This is a genomic window from Micromonospora sp. L31 (assembly GCF_052068075.1).
Lineage (GTDB): Bacteria > Actinomycetota > Actinomycetes > Mycobacteriales > Micromonosporaceae > Micromonospora > Micromonospora purpureochromogenes.
This window is the reverse complement of sequence record NZ_JBQHDC010000001.1, coordinates 520618-535864: the sequence shown is the minus strand read 5'-3', so window position 1 is coordinate 535864 and position 15247 is coordinate 520618. Positions and strand designations below refer to the sequence as shown.

Here is a 15247-nt window from a genome sequence, read left to right as displayed (position 1 = left end):
CGGTCAGCGCCGGCTGCGGCGCACGGTGCCGATCACGGAGACGGCGAGCAGCAGCGCGAACGCGGCGCCGGCGGTCTCGCCGACCGAGGCGACGAAGCCCTGCCGCTGCACCAGCCAGCCGAAGAGGAACCAGCCGACGAGGCCGAGCGCGGCGGCGGCGTAGCCGACCAGCGTCGCCGTGGAGACCTCGTCGGCCGGCGGCGGCTCGTCGTCGGTGGCCGTTTCCTGGTCGACGCTCATGCCAAGCCCTCCCGCCCCGTCCGGCTCCCGCCACCCAGGGTGGCACCCGGACGCTTGACCGCACAGGGGACAAAACCCTGAATCGCCGCCCCGACGGTCGGGCTGTCGAGGCGGCGATTCAGGTGAGGGTCGCGGGTCAGGTGCCGGGGCGGCGGCCGACCAGCGTCACACGGGAACCGATCGAGCCGAGCTCATACCAGCGGACCGCGTCGGTGTGCAGCAGGTTGATGCAGCCGTGCGAGCCGATCGAGGAGTTGTGCAGGTAGGTGGTGGTCTCGTGGAAGCCGATTCCGCCGTTGAAGCGCTGCCAGTAGGGCAGCCACACGTCGTACGGGTCCGACCACTCCTTGAGGGCCCGGAGGTTGATCTTGTAGGTGCCCGCGGGGGTGGCGTAGCCGGACATGCCGGTGCGGGTCACCGTCGGCTTGGCCACCACCTTGCCGTCGCGCATCACCCAGGTGGTCTGCTTGGTCAGGTCCACGCAGAAGGTGGTGCCCGTGCCGGCGTTGCAGCGGCTGGTGTCCGTGTTCGCCAGCCGCTTCGCCACGTCGTACGTGAGCGGGCCGGCCCGGCCGGCGGCCGGGCGGATGTCGTACCGCTGCTGGAACTTCTTGATCGCGGCGCAGTCGGCGTCGGACTGCCGGCCGTTCACGCTGACCGTCCCGAACCCGCCCAGCCGGGCGAGGTAGCCCTCCACCTCGCGCTGGTGCTCCCCCTGCTCGCAGCGGGTCATGTTCTGCGGCGTCGGGTTGGCGAACCGGCGGCCGCGCTCCGGCTTCGGCGGGGTGGTGACGCGCGGCGTCGTCGCCGCGGCCTTCAGCTTCGGGGCCGGCGTGGTCGGCTGGGTCCGCTGGTCGGGCGGCGAGCCGCTCGCCCCCGTTACCTGTTCCGCACTGCCGACCGGGGCGAGCCCTCCTCCAGTGCCACCCGGATCGGCCTGCGGGTCGAGCGCGCACCCACCGGCGCCGACCAGCGTGACCACCGCCAAGGCGACGATCCGGATGGTTAAACCTGTATGCCTCATTGAGCCCTCCCGAATCAGCCGTCCGATTGGAAGACGTTCGGCGATGGGAAAGCGTTGCGTCGTTTGGGCATTTTTCTGGGCGTCCCCGACCTCGTGCAACACTGGATGGTCGGCCTGCGGCGGGGTGTCCCCACCAATGACGGGTAGCCGACAAGCCCGGCCGAGGAGAGGACGCTGGCGTGAGCGGTGGACCACTGATCGTGCAGTCCGACAAGACCCTGCTGCTGGAGATCGACCACCCCGACGCGCAGGCCTGCCGGATGGCGATCGCCCCCTTCGCCGAGCTGGAGCGCTCCCCCGAGCACGTGCACACCTACCGGCTCACCCCGCTCGGGCTGTGGAATGCCCGGGCCGCCGGCCACGACGCCGAGGCCGTGGTGGACGCGCTGATCAAGTACTCCCGCTACCCGGTGCCGCACGGGCTGCTGGTGGACGTGGCCGAGACGATGGACCGGTACGGCCGGCTCCAGCTCGCCAACGACCCGGCGCACGGCCTGGTGCTGCGGGCGCTCGACCGGCTGGTGCTGATCGAGGTCGCCAAGAGCAAGAAGCTCGCCGGCATGCTCGGCAACAAGATCGACGACGACACCATCCAGGTGCACCCCTCCGAGCGCGGCCGGCTCAAGCAGGCGCTGCTCAAGCTGGGCTGGCCGGCGGAGGACCTGGCCGGGTACGTCGACGGCGAGGCGCACCCGATCGAGCTGGCCGAGGCCGGCAAGGACGGCCGCAAGCCGTGGACGCTGCGGTCGTACCAGCGGGAGGCGGTCGAGGCGTTCTGGGCCGGCGGGTCGGGTGTGGTCGTGCTCCCCTGCGGCGCGGGCAAGACGCTGGTCGGAGCGGCGGCGATGGCCGAGGCGAAGGCCACCACGCTGATCCTGGTCACCAACACCGTCGCCGGCCGGCAGTGGAAGCGGGAGCTGATCGCCCGCACCTCGCTGACCGAGGAGGAGATCGGCGAGTACTCGGGCGAGCGCAAGGAGATCCGTCCGGTCACCATCGCGACCTACCAGGTGCTCACCTCGCGGCGCGGCGGCGCGTTCACCCACCTGGACCTGTTCGGCGCCCGCGACTGGGGCCTGGTCGTCTACGACGAGGTCCACCTGCTGCCCGCGCCGATCTTCCGGTTCACCGCGGACCTCCAGGCCCGCCGCCGGCTGGGCCTCACGGCGACATTGGTCCGCGAGGACGGCCGGGAGGGTGACGTGTTCAGCCTGATCGGCCCCAAGCGGTACGACGCGCCGTGGAAGGACATCGAGTCGCAGGGCTGGATCGCCCCGGCCCAGTGCACCGAGGTACGGGTGACGCTGACCGACGCCGAGCGGATGTCCTACGCGACGGCGGAGGCCGAGGAGCGCTACCGGATGGCGGCGACCGCCCGGACGAAGCTTCCGGTGGTGAAGGCGCTGGTCGACCGGCATCCGGACGAGCAGACCCTGGTGATCGGCGCGTACATCGACCAGCTGCACCAGCTCGGGGAGTACCTCGACGCACCGATCGTGCAGGGCTCCACCACCAACAAGGAACGGGAACGGCTCTTCGACGCCTTCCGCACCGGGGAGATCCGTACCCTCGTGATTTCGAAGGTCGGGAACTTCTCGATCGACCTGCCGGAGGCGGCGGTGGCGATCCAGGTGTCCGGGACCTTCGGGTCCCGGCAGGAAGAGGCGCAGCGGCTCGGACGGGTGCTGCGGCCGAAGGCCGACGGACGGCAGGCGCACTTCTACACCGTCGTCTCCCGGGACACCATCGACACCGAGTACGCGGCGCACCGGCAGCGGTTCCTCGCCGAGCAGGGGTACGCGTACACGATTGTGGACGCGGACGATGTGCTGGGACCGAAGTTGCCGACGACCGACTGACGTCGCGGGGTCACGAGGACATACCGGCCCTGCGGGAAGGCTTCCCACTAACGCCTGTGGGGGAATTGAACCCCGGCGGGGGGATGCGGTCTCAACCTGTCGGCTGCTGACAACCGGTGTCAGGCCGTGCCGGTGAGCAGGAGCCGGCCGCCAGGTGGTCACGTTCGGGACCAGCCGCGATCAATGCTCGCGCTGCCTTCTTGCTGCCTCGCTGCCTGACGACTGCGGCAACGCGCTCGCTCTTGGCGGTAAAACGGCGCAGTAGGTGCCGCCGGCGTAGATTCGGCGGCCGAGGAAGGGAGACGCCGTGCCGGACCAGAGGCAGATCCGCGCCGTGCAGGAGCTGCGCCTACGGTTCCGAGTCGTTCAGCAGAGGCTGAGGGGGTGCCGCTACCTGCCTCAGCACGTCTAGATCCCGCATCTGCCCGCGCTTAGCCATTATCGCCAACACCTGCTGACGGGCTTCGTCCACCTCCGACTCCCACCGAGGGCGGCGCCGATGCCACCACCTCCGGACTCTGGGTTTGGGTCGCAGTCCCTCAACCTCAGCCATTACGGAACGTTGCAACATGGAGGTCAACGACCGGATCCGTAGCCTTAGCTCTTGAGGCACGGAGAACTCGCCGGGCTCGTCGCCGTCGGCCCGCCGCCGCTGATATTGGTGCTGGAGGCCAATTAGCTCCTCTTCGGCCTCGATAAGAAAGCCGGTAACCTGCCAGACTGCATCCGAGGCGTCAAAGCGGGCACGCACTATGCGCACCGATGTGGGGGTCGCCGACGGTGCCGGGTCCGGAGCCACCTCAGGATCGTCCAGCCAAACCGTTGAGGCGCGCAGGTGGTAGGCCCACGCCAGCAAGTCTTCGTATAGGTCGACAACCCGCTGGCGACGCCAAGTCTCCTGCTCCTGCCTCCGGCCAGCACGAATCTGGAACGCTGTGGCTAGCAGGGCGGCCGCCGCACCGAGGACCGCGCCGACCAAGCCGACAACCGTCTCATCCAAAAGTTCTAGTCTTTCCCGAGTTCACCTTGACTCGGTGGGGTCGCTGCCCAACCAGTCATTGATAGCCACCCTAGCGATCCTCGGCTATGGACGGCGGTGTGCGCTAGTGGCCAGTCGATCCTCGTGCTGGTTGCCCGCCACGGCCGCTCGCGCGTCGGGGGGGGTACTCGACCAGGTCAAGAGGGAGTTTCGACCTTCGCTAGGGGGATGTGGAATCAGCCTGTCGGCGGGTGCCACCTGGTGTTGATCCGCATCGACGAGCAGGGGCCGAGCCTCGTTGGTTGACGTCTCGGACCGACCCGCGTCGAGGCTCGCGCTGTCTCCTCGCCGCCTCGTGGCCTGCGTCTTGCTTACAAAGGCGCTTCCAGCAAGTGTCGAGAAGTGCCTGGAGGAGTTGAAGGCTTCGGCCGGGATGAACTAACGACGTCTCGCTTACAAGCTCTGTGCATCACGTCCGCACGCGTCCAAAAACGGCCGCAGGCCGGAGTCTTATCCATGCCAGTCCTCGCCAGGGCCACCGTCTGGCGCGGTTGCTGTCAGCGTTGCTGTCGACAGCCATTGCGCTGGCGACCCGACGTCGACGCCCGCTGGGGACACAGCCCTCAGCTGTCGGCGCGTGCCGTCTAAGGGTCTGGCTCGCCATGTAAAATGCCGCACAACAAGCCCAGCGAGCAGGCCCATCTCACCATCAGTCACCGGAATAGCTGCTCATCAAGACTGCCATGTACGCCGTCGCTAGGGTCCGAATAGTCTCCTCCGGCAGAGCCGCCTGCAACGCCTGCACGGCTAGGTCCACCCCAGGTGAGCGTCGCCGGCTGAATAACTCCTGCAGCCACTGCACACCCTCGTGCACGGTGGCTCCAGCAGTCTCATCCCTGGCGAGTTCGCGCAGTCGCCGGCCCACTTGGTCGGCTGGCTCCGCCCGCATCAGGCGCAGTACGTCACCCGCATCCTTCGGCTTGAGCCGGTCTGGTCGCCCAGGCCTTAACGACTGGAGCCGGTCATGCAGCTTGTGCGCCTTCGCCACAAGCAGCGCGGCTGTGCCGGCTACCGGCACCAGCAGCTGCCGAGCGTCTATCTCTGGCTCCAAACTACAGATCAGCTCATCGCTGTGGTCCGCGACTGCCGCCTCCAAGCCCGACGTCCGTCTGGCTGCGCGGTCTCCGTGGTCAGGCAGCTTTGCCGATCGGTTGCCGCCCACCATGCTGGCCGGAACGAGGAGGTCCACCGGCACGTCCATCTCGGCTCCGTCTACCTTGGTCGACGTCGTCCAAATGCCTGGTTGGGCTGTGAGCTGGAACCCCGCCCCCCTCATCGCCTCTTCGATTCTTGGGTCAGGACCAAGCACCCGCGGATCCAGGGTTAGATCCGCGTCAGTGGTGTAAGGGGCAACGCTGGCATCGAGATCTGCCTCGCCGGTGCGCACGTAGATCGCCTGAGCACCTGCCAGGATCACTGCTTGCCGATGCTCGGCCAACGCCTCTAGTGCATCCAGGAGAACCCGTCGTGCCGCGATGTACACCGGTTCGGTTGCCGGTCTGGCCATTGGCATAGGCATAGACCTTACCGATTAAGCTCGGGCAACTCCTGCCTGCGCCACGCGTCCTCATGCGCGCGCATCCAGTCCAGCACGGCCTGCCCTTCCTCGGGTAGCCGGCCATTGCCACCCAGGCAGTCGAGCACTAGCTGGCTCAGCCCCACGTGCTGGAGCCCGTCTACAGTCCGGGTGCCTCTGACCTGGGCGATGTCCTCTGGCTGCAGAAGCACCACGTCAGCACCTCGGTCAGTTGGCAGCAGCCGGCCGAAGTTGCGCATGTGCTCCGGATCCCTTACGTAGAGCACCAGCTGAGTCGGTGCTGCCACCTTCGCGATGTCAGAAGCCGCAAACGAGCCCGTTACCACCACACTCGGCCGAGTGATGTCGGTGAGCATCCGGCCATACAGCACGCGGGCGCCTTCCTGCGCGATGAACGTGCTGGCCTGGTTGTTGCGTAGCAGGTCGTACCTCTCTGTGCTGGCTAGCAGCAGCCCTGCCCAGTCGACGCGCTCCACTACCCCGCGCGGATCCCGCTCCACCAGCGCTTGCTCGTCGAGCGAATACAACATCTTCGACACGTAGCCCGGCGTTAGGCCACCCGCCTCGGCCAGTTCCTTTAGCCGGTAAGGCGGGGTCGCCTCCACCAGCAGCCGGACCAGGCGGCGCGCCTTCGGGCCGTGTAGCCGAGCCTGAGATTGGGGCTTCGGGTTCGGGTCGCGGTCGGCCCCCTGAAGCCTGATGTAAACCGCCGGCCTGTCGATCCGGAGCCGGACGTTCCCTGTGAAGTCAAGGTAGGAGAAGCCGGCCTCGTCCAAGAGTGCCCGTGTCCGTGGGCTCAGCCACGGAGCAACACACAGCACTGTTGGGTTGCGCATCAGGCGCATGACCGGGCCAGACAGTTGCTTCCGCAGTCGGGACACTTCGCGGGGTGTCAGGGACTGCTTCGCCTCCACCAGGATCAAGCTGTAGCCTGCGTTCTGCTCGTGCAGCTGCCAGACAGCGTCCGAACCCTCAAACGGCCCTTGGCTATCGAGTACTGCATCGCTGAGCTCAAAGGCGGGCGGCAGCAGGTCCGCCAGGTGCAGCCGCGCCCGCTGCAGCAGTCCGCTCTCGGTGTCCCTCAACATGGTGTTACTTTCCCACGCTAGGGAGTTTCCTGCCTAGGGAAACTCGCCAACCCAGGAAACTCTGACGCGACCGCCACTGTTTCCCGGTGCAGGAAAGTCATGACGGCCAGGAAACTTCATCACGGCCGCCCTAGTTTCTAGCGGCAGGAAACCTGCGGCAATCGGGAAACTTGCCCCTCCCAGGCGCTCGTCCACCTGACCTCAGTCCCTCTGGCAGTCCTGCCCCTAGCCGCGAAGCCAGCCTCCCTCCCCCAAGCTCCTGGCACCGCGCGGATCATGACCCACGCTGGCCACACGACTACAGTCACTCTGATCACCGACCGGCGTGGAGAAGATGTGAGCAAGGAAGAGATCGTCAAGAAGGGGTACCTCACCCCTAGCGGCCTACACGGCAAGCGCTTCGGAGACTTTGAGCTGCTTGAGTTGGGCTCAACAAGTTCTCAACCCTCGCGCAGCTCGGCCTCGGCTTCACTCCTGCCGCCAATATCAGCTTCCCTGCCAAAAGGTACAAGTTGCCCAGGCGGCCAAGCACGTGTCGGCCTGATGCCGTCTACCTCCAGAGAGTGGATAGCGGTCTGGTTCCCATCGCCGTCGCCGAGTGGAAGGACAGGTCGAAGCTCCGCAGCGAGGAGGATGCTCAGGAAGCAGCCGAGCAGGCCATCGTTGCTGCTCTCGCGATGGGTGTGGGCATAGCAATCACCACCGATGGCAGCCGCTTTCGATATCTTGACGCTGCTGCCTCAGCGACATCCGGAGAGATTGTCGAGTTCGACGAAGTCCGAGACTTGAGCCCCGCAGTCTTGGCCGATCTGCACCGTGGCGAATCCGGCTTGGTCCGCGACCCAAAAAGCCTCGCGGAGACGGTATGGCAGACCATCTGGCATGCCACGAAGGCCGAGCCGAAAGACTGCCTCCTGACCTTCGTTGAGATCTTCATGCTCAAGTTTCTCAGCGACAACCTTTCACTGTCGGTCCTTCCTGCAGATTTTCGCTTCGAGGCACTACTCCTCGATCCGGAGGACTTCAAGCAGCAAAAAGGCACATCGCAGATTGAATACTACGTCAACTCAATCCGGCCAAGAATTAAGCAAATTTTCGCCGATCGCCTAATTGTCGACGACGACAAGGTGACCGAGCTATTCGGTCTCGCCACGATCACTTCACACACCTCAATCATCAATGGCTTCGCCTTTCTTCGCTCTTCGTCGACCGTCACCGTCTCTAGCTACAACCGAACCTTCTGTGAAATTCTCGACGCGTTCCAGGAGTTCGGCTCGCTGACAAACATTGACCCTGAGTTCAAGTTGCGCCTATATGAAATGTTTCTCAGGCGCAGCGCCCGTCAGCAACGTCTGGGACAATTCTTCACGCCTCGAAACATCGTCAAGTCGATGGTCAAGATGGCGCAACTCAGCTCGCTCCGGGAAGACGCGGTCGTGCTAGACCCGGCTGCCGGAGTCGGTGGCTTCCTGCTTGAGCCCCTCCTTTTCGCCGATGCACTTCCCGGCAATGTTCAATTTATCGACGGGAAGCCGCGGCAACGGGTGAAGCTGGTCGGCGTTGAAGTAGACGTTGATACCAACATCTTGGCCAAGGCTAATATGCTGTTGCATCTGTCGGAGCAAGTGCGCGATTCCAGCACTACGCCGGCGGCGCTCAACCAAGCACTCGCCAACACCTTCATTCTGCTCAACGGAAATGAAACGCTTGGGGCACTTGAGCACCCCCCGCGAGACAGTGTCGACGTCATCCTCACAAACCCGCCCTACGTGACTCAAGGTTCGTCGATCTACCGCAAGGAGATCGAACACGTAGCCGGGCTTCGGAATGGCGTAGTCCTGAAGGATTACTATGACAATGGCGGGCTCGGTGTAGAGTCGCTATTCCTTCGTTACATATCTGGCGCGCTTCGGCCAGGGGGCCGCGCGTTCGTCATCGTCCCGCTCGGCCTGCTTAACCGGACCGCACATCTCATGAAGGCCAGTCTGCTCGCGGAGTGTAACATCGTTGCGAGCATCCAGCTCCCCCGGAACGCCTTCTTCAACACTGCCCAGCCGACTTATATCCTTGTCCTCGAGAAACGCCGCGTCACGAATCAGCATCGGCCCCCGGTGTTTTGCGGACTGGCGCGGACGATCGGGGAGACGCTTGACTACGAGCGCGTAGCGACGCCCGAGGAAAACGATCTCGCATTGCTGGCAGACCTATTCATTCAATTCATCAAGACTCCTCCGCCCAAGGTAGATCGCCCAACGCCTTATCAGGGCAGCGCCATTGCCAAGCTCGTGCCCGCTGCTGAATTCGCAAAGGATGAGCGGTGGGATGTTGTGCGCCACTGGACGGACGAGGAGTATGTCGCGCTCGGTGTTCGCACCGAAACGGTTGAGCGTGCTGATTTCATTAAGTTCGCTGAAGACACCCTGATGGAACTGTTGGACGAGCTTCGTCAAGCCAGGGAAGAACTGGACTCGCTGACCGCTGGTGATATGACCAGCATCCGCCTCTCGGACGCGACTAAGTTCCAGATCCGCTCGGGTGTACGGATTAGGAATGTGGACCTGCGGGAAAATCCCGGAGAAGTTCCTGTGTATAGCGTCTTCACTCGCAGAGACACCATCAAGGGCAAAATCTCCGGGAGCTGGCTATTAGATCGGAGGATACGGCCCGAACTCTTTCCGTCGGTAACGGTAATGGCGACGGGAGCCTCGGCGGTTGGCACCGTCTTCTTCCGCGAGAGCGACTGCGTCATGACCGACGATGTGGTAATTGTTCAGCCCTGGTCACGGTCGGCAGAGCGGAGATGGAAGAAGCAGAAGATTGCTGACGCCCTCGGCGTGTCCGTAGACACCATTCTGGACGAAGAAGTCGACGACGCATTCGAGGAACATGTAGGACTGACTGGGCTAAGCGAGGCCGACGCCCCAAGCCAAGAGATCGACCTTCACTACTTGGCCGTCGCGCTAAGCCAGACGATTGCTCAGGGTGGCTATCTCTATGAGGCGAAGCTATACACGAAGCGGGTAGGCCAACTATCGGTAGACGTTCCAGTGATGGCCGACGGAACTTTCGATCTCGAACGGCAACGGAAGATCGCCGCAGCAGCTAAAAGGCTCGACGCTATCCGTAGTCGACTTGAAGAGACAGGCCGGTGGAGTAAAGCCGTGAGACTGGCGTAGCAACGCAAGGGTCCACCTCGCCATCCCGTCTGCCATCGACCCGCCCTCCTGGGAGCGGGCCGCCGCCCGGCCCGCCACGTCAAGCGGACCTTGACGGCTCGTACGGACGTTGGCGGGTCGGGCGGTGGTCTGCTCGGCTTGCCCGGGCCGATGGCAGACGGGATGGCTCCCCACCGCAACCACCCGGGGCCGTGACCCGCCGTCGGAGCCCCAGCCATCCTGGAGCCGGAGCGCCCCCGCCCGGCAGCCGGCCGGGCCGCGCGGCCAGCAGCCCGCGCGGCGTAGGAGAGGGCACGCCGGCCGCGTCCGCGAGCTGGCGGCGGTCGCGGGGTTGCGGCTACTGCGCCTCGGCCCACCACACCCCGTGAACGATTCTGTCGTTCTGCGGCGGCCCTCCGGGCTTCCCGCTCTCCGCGCCAGCCGCCGGGCGTCAGGCGTGACGGCCGCAGAGCGACAGCGGCAGCGGCCGGCGCGCGCCCAGGCGGCGGCGCGTGCGGCCCGTTCAGGGCCGCCTTGAGACACGTACAGAAATTCTGAACCACGTCGCCGAGGCGCTTCGCCGTTAAACAAATGACGGGCTGTTCAGCCCCGAGCGGACTCAGCAACAAAGACGCCCCGACCCGGACGGCCAACCAGCACGCCCTGCTCCCGCAGGACCGCCACCGCCCGGTGGATCGTCGAAACCGACACGTCGTAGTGGTCGGACAGCTGTTGAGTAGACGGGATCTTCGACCCCGGCTGGAACTCACCCACCTCGATCCGCCTCAGCAGATCGTTGATCAACTCGTTCATGGTCGGCGGAATCGGCACGTGGAGGCCCCTTGCAGTCGGTTGGCCCTCCCAGTATCGAGCAACAGGTGAAAGAGCGGCAATAACTGACGTAGGGGCAGCAAGCAGGAACGCCAGCGAGATTCGACAGGTAAGAGAGCGTTGACAGAGGTGAGAGGTATCGGTAGCGTCGCTCTCGGTGATGCGGTGCTGCTGCGGTCGGTTGGCGCCTCTCGTACCGGTCTCGCATCGCCGCCGAGACCCCACCCTCCGCGCTCCCCCGGCGCGGCCCTGCCGCCGCACCATCACTCCAAGGCGGCAGGGCGGGGCGGTCTCCGCCGCCCGCAACCGGCGGAGGCCGCCCCCTCCACTTCGACGCGACCCGACGAAGGGCGGTCCCCCGTGCGCAACCTGATCCGCCGGCTGGTCAGCCGACACGAGGAAGAACCACCAAGAGCAGAAGCGAACCAGAGACATCCCCTGCGCCCCTGGCAGATCCGCGAGCGCTGCTTCAACGTCCGTCGGCGCGGCCTCGACCCCGTCGAGATCCGCACCTTCCTGCACCGGGTGGCCGACGAACTCACCGTCGCGCAGACCGCCCTGGTCGCGGTGCAGGAGGAGAACGTACGAATCAAGAACGCGCTGCGCGCCTGGCAGAGCGCCCAGTCGGCGAACCACCGCTACCGATGAGCGACCGTTGGGTGATCCACCTGCCGGTCACCGCACCCGACCTGCTCCGGGCCCGGATCCTCGCCCGGACCGCCGCCCGGGTGCTGGCTCGGCTCAGCACCCGCGTCGAGCCGGGCGGGGTAACTGTCTCGGCCGAGGACCAGCAGGGCGTACGCCACTGGGTCTTCTGCGACCGGCGACTGCCCGGCGGCGACCGGTGTGCCCTGCCGGCCGACCACACCGCGCCCTGCTCACGGCGCGCGCCCTGGCTCAACCGGCGATGAAAGGCCGGGAACCTGGGCGCAACAGGAAAGGGGCTGGCGGGCCGCTGAGTGCGGCCCGCCAACCCCCTGGCAGAGCGTGGTTACCCGGCGCCGCCGGCCCGGAACGCCACCCAGGCGTCGCTCATCCGGTCCGCCTGTCCGGCGGTGAACATGTTCATGCAGGAGTCCTGCGTGTAGTCCATGAAGTTGTGGATCGGGTCCAGCCCGGGTGCGGTGCAGGTGTCCGCGCCCACCGGGCAGTTGAACTGCGGGTGCGCCTCACGCGGGGTGTCCGCGACGAAGTCGCCGGAAGCGGAGCAGCCGTGCGCGAAGGTGTGCTCCAGCATCAGCCAGTGCCCGACCTCGTGCGTCAGGGTGTCGCCCAGGGCGTACTTGCCGGCCGTGCCGCCCGGCATCGACTCGTCGAGGATCACCACGCCGTCGATGTAGTCGCGGCCGTTGTTGTAGCCCTTCGGGAAGTACGCCCAGCCGAGCAGCCCGCCGCCGATGTTCCCCGCGTACACGTTCAGGGTGCGGGAGTCGCCGGTGTACAGCGCCTTCTTCATGTCGCGCTCGTTCTTGCCCGGCACTACGGTGTACCAGTCGCTGTTCACCGTCCACGTCGTGTCGACGAGGTCGAACCGGAACGGCGTGTCGGCGGCGTTCGCGGCGGTGCTGCCGGCGAACGAGTCGTTGAGCACCTCCATCTGCGCGGCGATCAGGCTGTTCCACCTGGTCGTCTCCGCCGCGCTGAGCGGGTGGTCGGAGATCATGTGGAAGACCGTCGGCACGGTGACGCTGCCGTTGGCCAGGCGTGGAGAATCCTTGATCACGCCGTAGGCGTTCGCCTCGTTCTTGGAGTACAGCTCCGGCTCCTTGGCGGTGGCGCCCTCGGCGACCCGGGCCACGCTGTGCTCGTCGGCACCCGGCTCACACGCCTCGACACCCGGGGAGACGGTCACGGGTGCTGCCGCCGCCGCGCTGTAGGCGCCACCGGACGCCAGGAACGTGGCGGCGGTGGCGGTGAGGACTGCCAGTCGGAAGGTCGGTCTCCTGTGCATCGGTGCACCTTTCAGGGGATGGAGACGGTGCGGAATCGACGCGGGGTTGCCATGACCAGGTCAATGACGTCGTCTTCCCGGTATAAGACCACGTCAGCGGCGCCGGCAACAGCCCCTGCGGACCGGCTCATGCGGGCAGGCGTACGGCAAAGCCAGAGCTGCCCGCGGCCGTCGGGCCGCGGGCAACTTGTCGCTGGATGGGAGACCACCAACCGGTCAGCGGTCGTCCCGGGGCATGGAACTACTTGGTGACCCTGACGACGTTGGTCGGGCGCTCCACCTTCACCGCGACGCCGTAGTCGAACAGTTCGAGCGTCGAGCCGAACGTGCCCTTGTCGAGCCGGCCCTTCGCAGTCGACTGCCAGGTGCCGGTGAGTACCACCTTCGCGATCCGACCGTCGCCGTCGAGCGTGACGTCACCGGACGTGGTGGTCGACCCCTTCTCCTCCGACGTCGTGTAGCCGAAGTGCAACGTCCCGTCAGGGTTGTCCGAGATGGTCGCATTCGCGCTCTTCAACGCCGTAAACAGCGCCGCTGGGTCGGGTGCCGCGGCACCCAGGACGGTACTCCCGTCGGCGTACAGGGACAGCCGGTCGTACGTGCCCGGGTACTGGGCGTATTTACCGTACCTCTCGCCCGGGCCCTTGTCGGCCGGCAGCTTGCCCGGCGGTGGTTCCGCCCCTTCGTACCTGGTGCCGTTGATCAGCAGCTCGGTCATGACCGAGTCGTCCTGCCCCACCCGGGCGTACCCGGTGGCCGTCTTCGGGTCGAACGCGCCCTCGTAGGTCAGTCCTTGCGGCCCGGAGTTGGTCAGCCGAATCCGGTAACTGAGGTTCTCGCTGGCAGTGACGGCCGAGACCAGTTCCATCGCCGGCGAGGCCGGCTCGGGTCGCGACGGCGCCTCGGCGGTGACGCCCGGACGGCCGGACGTCGGCGTCGTCGCGACGGTTGCCGCCGTGGCGACGCCCAGCGCCAGCACCGCGCACGTCGCACTGACCATCGTGGTCGTCCGGCGCCGGCGGGCCCGCCGGCCGCGATCGAGGAGCGCCCCCATCGGGGGTACGGAGTGCGGTTCGCCGTCGACGATGTCGTGCAGCCGGTGGGCGAGCTGATCGTCAAAAGTGTTCATCGCTTCTACCTGCTTACCGCGTAGGAGGGTTCATCGAGAAGGTGGCGGAGCTTGTCCAGCGCCCGTGCGTTCTGGCTCTTGACCGTGCCCACCGAGCAGCCCAGCACCTGAGCGACCTCGCGCTCGGTCAGGTCCTCGTAGTGGCGGAGCACCACCACCGCTCGCTGCTTCGCCGGTAGCGACAGCAGCGCCCGGCGCAGGACGACGGCGTCGGGGCCGACGTCGCCCGCCGGGGCGGCCCGCTCGGGGACGTCCGCGACGAGGCTCTCCCGGCGACGCCGTCGCCAGATCGAGGTCTGGTTGTTGACCAGGGCGCGACGCAGGTAGGCGTGCGGGTCGTCGAGCCGGGACAGCCGCCGCCACCGCTCGTACACCTTGACCAGGCTGTCCTGGAGCAGTTCCTCGGCCCGCCACCGGTCGCCGGTCAGCAGCATGGCCAGCCGGATATGTCGCTGCCAGGCCACCTCGACGAAGGCGACGTACGACCGGTCCGCCGCGGAGAGTGGTTGTGTTGGGGTCACGCCCCTACCACGTGGCGGTGCCGCAGAAGGTTGTCGCGGCCCGCGGACATTTCCGGGGTGCCGCGGAGCCCGGCTGACGTCTCACAGGACCCGGGTGACCTGCTCCGCGACGATGTGGGAATCCCGCCGGGCCCGGTCGAGGTTGGCGCAGATCACCACCGACGCGCCGGCGGCCAGTGGCGCGAGCAGCCACTTCAGCGGCTGCTCGTGCTCGGCCGCGTCGACCAGCAGCCGGTCACCGACCCGCAGGTCGAGCTGCTCCGCCACGGCCCGGGCGACGCTCCCCCACTCGCCGTAGCTGGTGCCGTCCGGGCTCGCCGGGTCCGAGGCGTGGATCGTGGCGGCGGCGGGCAGGGCGTCGGTGTGCCGGAGCACCTCGGCGGACCAGTCGAGCCAGCCCAGGGGCACGTCGGTCAGCGGCCCGGGCCGGGTGCCGACGAGGTAGCGGTGCGTCCCGTCGGGTACGTCCTCCAGCCAGTCGTCGAGGCGTTCCGGGGTCACGAACACCGCGTCGTACGGCCGGTCACCGCCCGGTTCGAGCACCGGCAGCCCGGCGGTGGCCCGCGGCCGGTACGACACCGCCAGCCCGGCCGACCAGGCGCCGAGCAGCACCGCGGCGGTACGCCAGTGCGGCGGCAGCAGCACCGCGACGCGGCTGCCGGGGCCCAACCCGCAGCCGTCGCGCAGCAGCCCGGCGCAGCGCGCCGCCCAGCCGCCGAGCTGGTGCGCGGTCAGCGCGGTCCGTTCGCCGGTCGCCCCGTCCAGGTACGTCAGCAGCGGCGGGCCGGCCTCGTCCACCGCGGCTCGCCCCCACACGACCGGGTCCTGGACGGTGTCCATCGGGCGTCCTCCTCGTGACGGCGACGCCTCACC

Annotated in this window: 14 protein-coding genes; 4 read left to right on the top strand and 10 right to left on the bottom strand. The window is 66.9% G+C overall.

The genetic code is table 11. The features are described 5' to 3' along the window. Positions 1-3 precede the first annotated feature (3 nt). Together ACTMS9_RS02635 and ACTMS9_RS02630 are read right to left on the bottom strand one after the other, a co-directional pair. Positions 4-240, bottom strand: a complete 237-nt coding sequence (locus tag ACTMS9_RS02635; RefSeq protein ID WP_441164026.1) for a hypothetical protein — start codon at positions 238-240, stop codon at positions 4-6. A 136-nt stretch (positions 241-376) separates the two neighbouring features. Then, positions 377-1264, bottom strand: a complete 888-nt coding sequence (locus tag ACTMS9_RS02630) for a L,D-transpeptidase family protein (protein ID WP_441164025.1) — start codon at positions 1262-1264, stop codon at positions 377-379. Positions 1265-1443: 179 nt separating this feature from the next. On the opposite strand from ACTMS9_RS02630, the gene ACTMS9_RS02625 reads away from it, so the two are divergent. Beyond that, positions 1444-3123 (top strand): DNA repair helicase XPB, encoded by a 1680-nt coding sequence (locus ACTMS9_RS02625; protein ID WP_441164024.1) that lies wholly within the window; start codon positions 1444-1446, stop codon positions 3121-3123. Positions 3124-3472: 349 nt separating this feature from the next. Here the strand turns inward: ACTMS9_RS02625 and ACTMS9_RS02620 are convergent, their stop codons facing one another. From ACTMS9_RS02620 to ACTMS9_RS02610, 3 genes are all read right to left on the bottom strand, one after another. Further along, positions 3473-4123, bottom strand: coding sequence for a hypothetical protein (locus ACTMS9_RS02620; protein WP_441164023.1), 651 nt, complete (start codon positions 4121-4123; stop codon positions 3473-3475). A 688-nt stretch (positions 4124-4811) separates the two neighbouring features. Continuing rightward, complete coding sequence (locus ACTMS9_RS02615) at positions 4812-5669, bottom strand: hypothetical protein (RefSeq protein WP_441164022.1); 858 nt, start codon at positions 5667-5669, stop codon at positions 4812-4814. 17 nt (positions 5670-5686) lie between these two features. Continuing rightward, on the bottom strand, positions 5687-6787 hold the full coding sequence (locus ACTMS9_RS02610; protein ID WP_441164021.1) for a helix-turn-helix domain-containing protein: 1101 nt from the start codon (positions 6785-6787) through the stop codon (positions 5687-5689). A gap of 563 nt (positions 6788-7350) precedes the next feature. Here ACTMS9_RS02610 and ACTMS9_RS02605 point away from each other — a divergent pair. Beyond that, complete coding sequence (locus ACTMS9_RS02605) at positions 7351-9963, top strand: HsdM family class I SAM-dependent methyltransferase (RefSeq protein WP_441164020.1); 2613 nt, start codon at positions 7351-7353, stop codon at positions 9961-9963. 582 nt (positions 9964-10545) lie between these two features. Here the strand turns inward: ACTMS9_RS02605 and ACTMS9_RS02600 are convergent. Beyond that, positions 10546-10773: a winged helix-turn-helix domain-containing protein gene (locus ACTMS9_RS02600; RefSeq protein WP_334570961.1), complete on the bottom strand. Its 228-nt coding sequence runs from the start codon at positions 10771-10773 to the stop codon at positions 10546-10548. A gap of 369 nt (positions 10774-11142) precedes the next feature. Between ACTMS9_RS02600 and ACTMS9_RS02595 the strand changes: the two genes are divergently transcribed. Together ACTMS9_RS02595 and ACTMS9_RS02590 are read left to right on the top strand one after the other, a co-directional pair. After that, entirely contained in the window at positions 11143-11421 is a 279-nt protein-coding gene (locus ACTMS9_RS02595; protein WP_441164423.1) for a DivIVA domain-containing protein, read from the top strand. Continuing rightward, positions 11418-11684 carry a hypothetical protein gene (locus ACTMS9_RS02590; RefSeq protein WP_441164019.1) on the top strand — a complete coding sequence of 89 codons (267 nt, stop codon included), beginning with the start codon at positions 11418-11420 and terminating at the stop codon, positions 11682-11684. Before ACTMS9_RS02595 ends, ACTMS9_RS02590 begins: the two co-directional genes overlap by 4 nt. 80 nt (positions 11685-11764) lie before the next feature. Here the strand turns inward: ACTMS9_RS02590 and ACTMS9_RS02585 are convergent, their stop codons facing one another. From ACTMS9_RS02585 to ACTMS9_RS02570, 4 genes are all read right to left on the bottom strand, one after another. Continuing rightward, the gene (locus ACTMS9_RS02585) at positions 11765-12724 is read right to left on the bottom strand and encodes a zinc metalloprotease (protein ID WP_441164018.1); all 960 of its coding nucleotides are present in this window, start codon (positions 12722-12724) and stop codon (positions 11765-11767) included. Positions 12725-12965: 241 nt separating this feature from the next. After that, positions 12966-13853: a hypothetical protein gene (locus ACTMS9_RS02580; RefSeq protein WP_441164017.1), complete on the bottom strand. Its 888-nt coding sequence runs from the start codon at positions 13851-13853 to the stop codon at positions 12966-12968. Between the two features lie 5 nt (positions 13854-13858). Continuing rightward, the gene (locus ACTMS9_RS02575) at positions 13859-14374 is read right to left on the bottom strand and encodes a SigE family RNA polymerase sigma factor (protein ID WP_441149573.1); all 516 of its coding nucleotides are present in this window, start codon (positions 14372-14374) and stop codon (positions 13859-13861) included. Positions 14375-14455: 81 nt separating this feature from the next. Then, complete coding sequence (locus ACTMS9_RS02570; protein ID WP_441164016.1) at positions 14456-15214, bottom strand: TIGR03089 family protein; 759 nt, start codon at positions 15212-15214, stop codon at positions 14456-14458. Between the last annotated feature and the right edge of the window lie 33 nt (positions 15215-15247).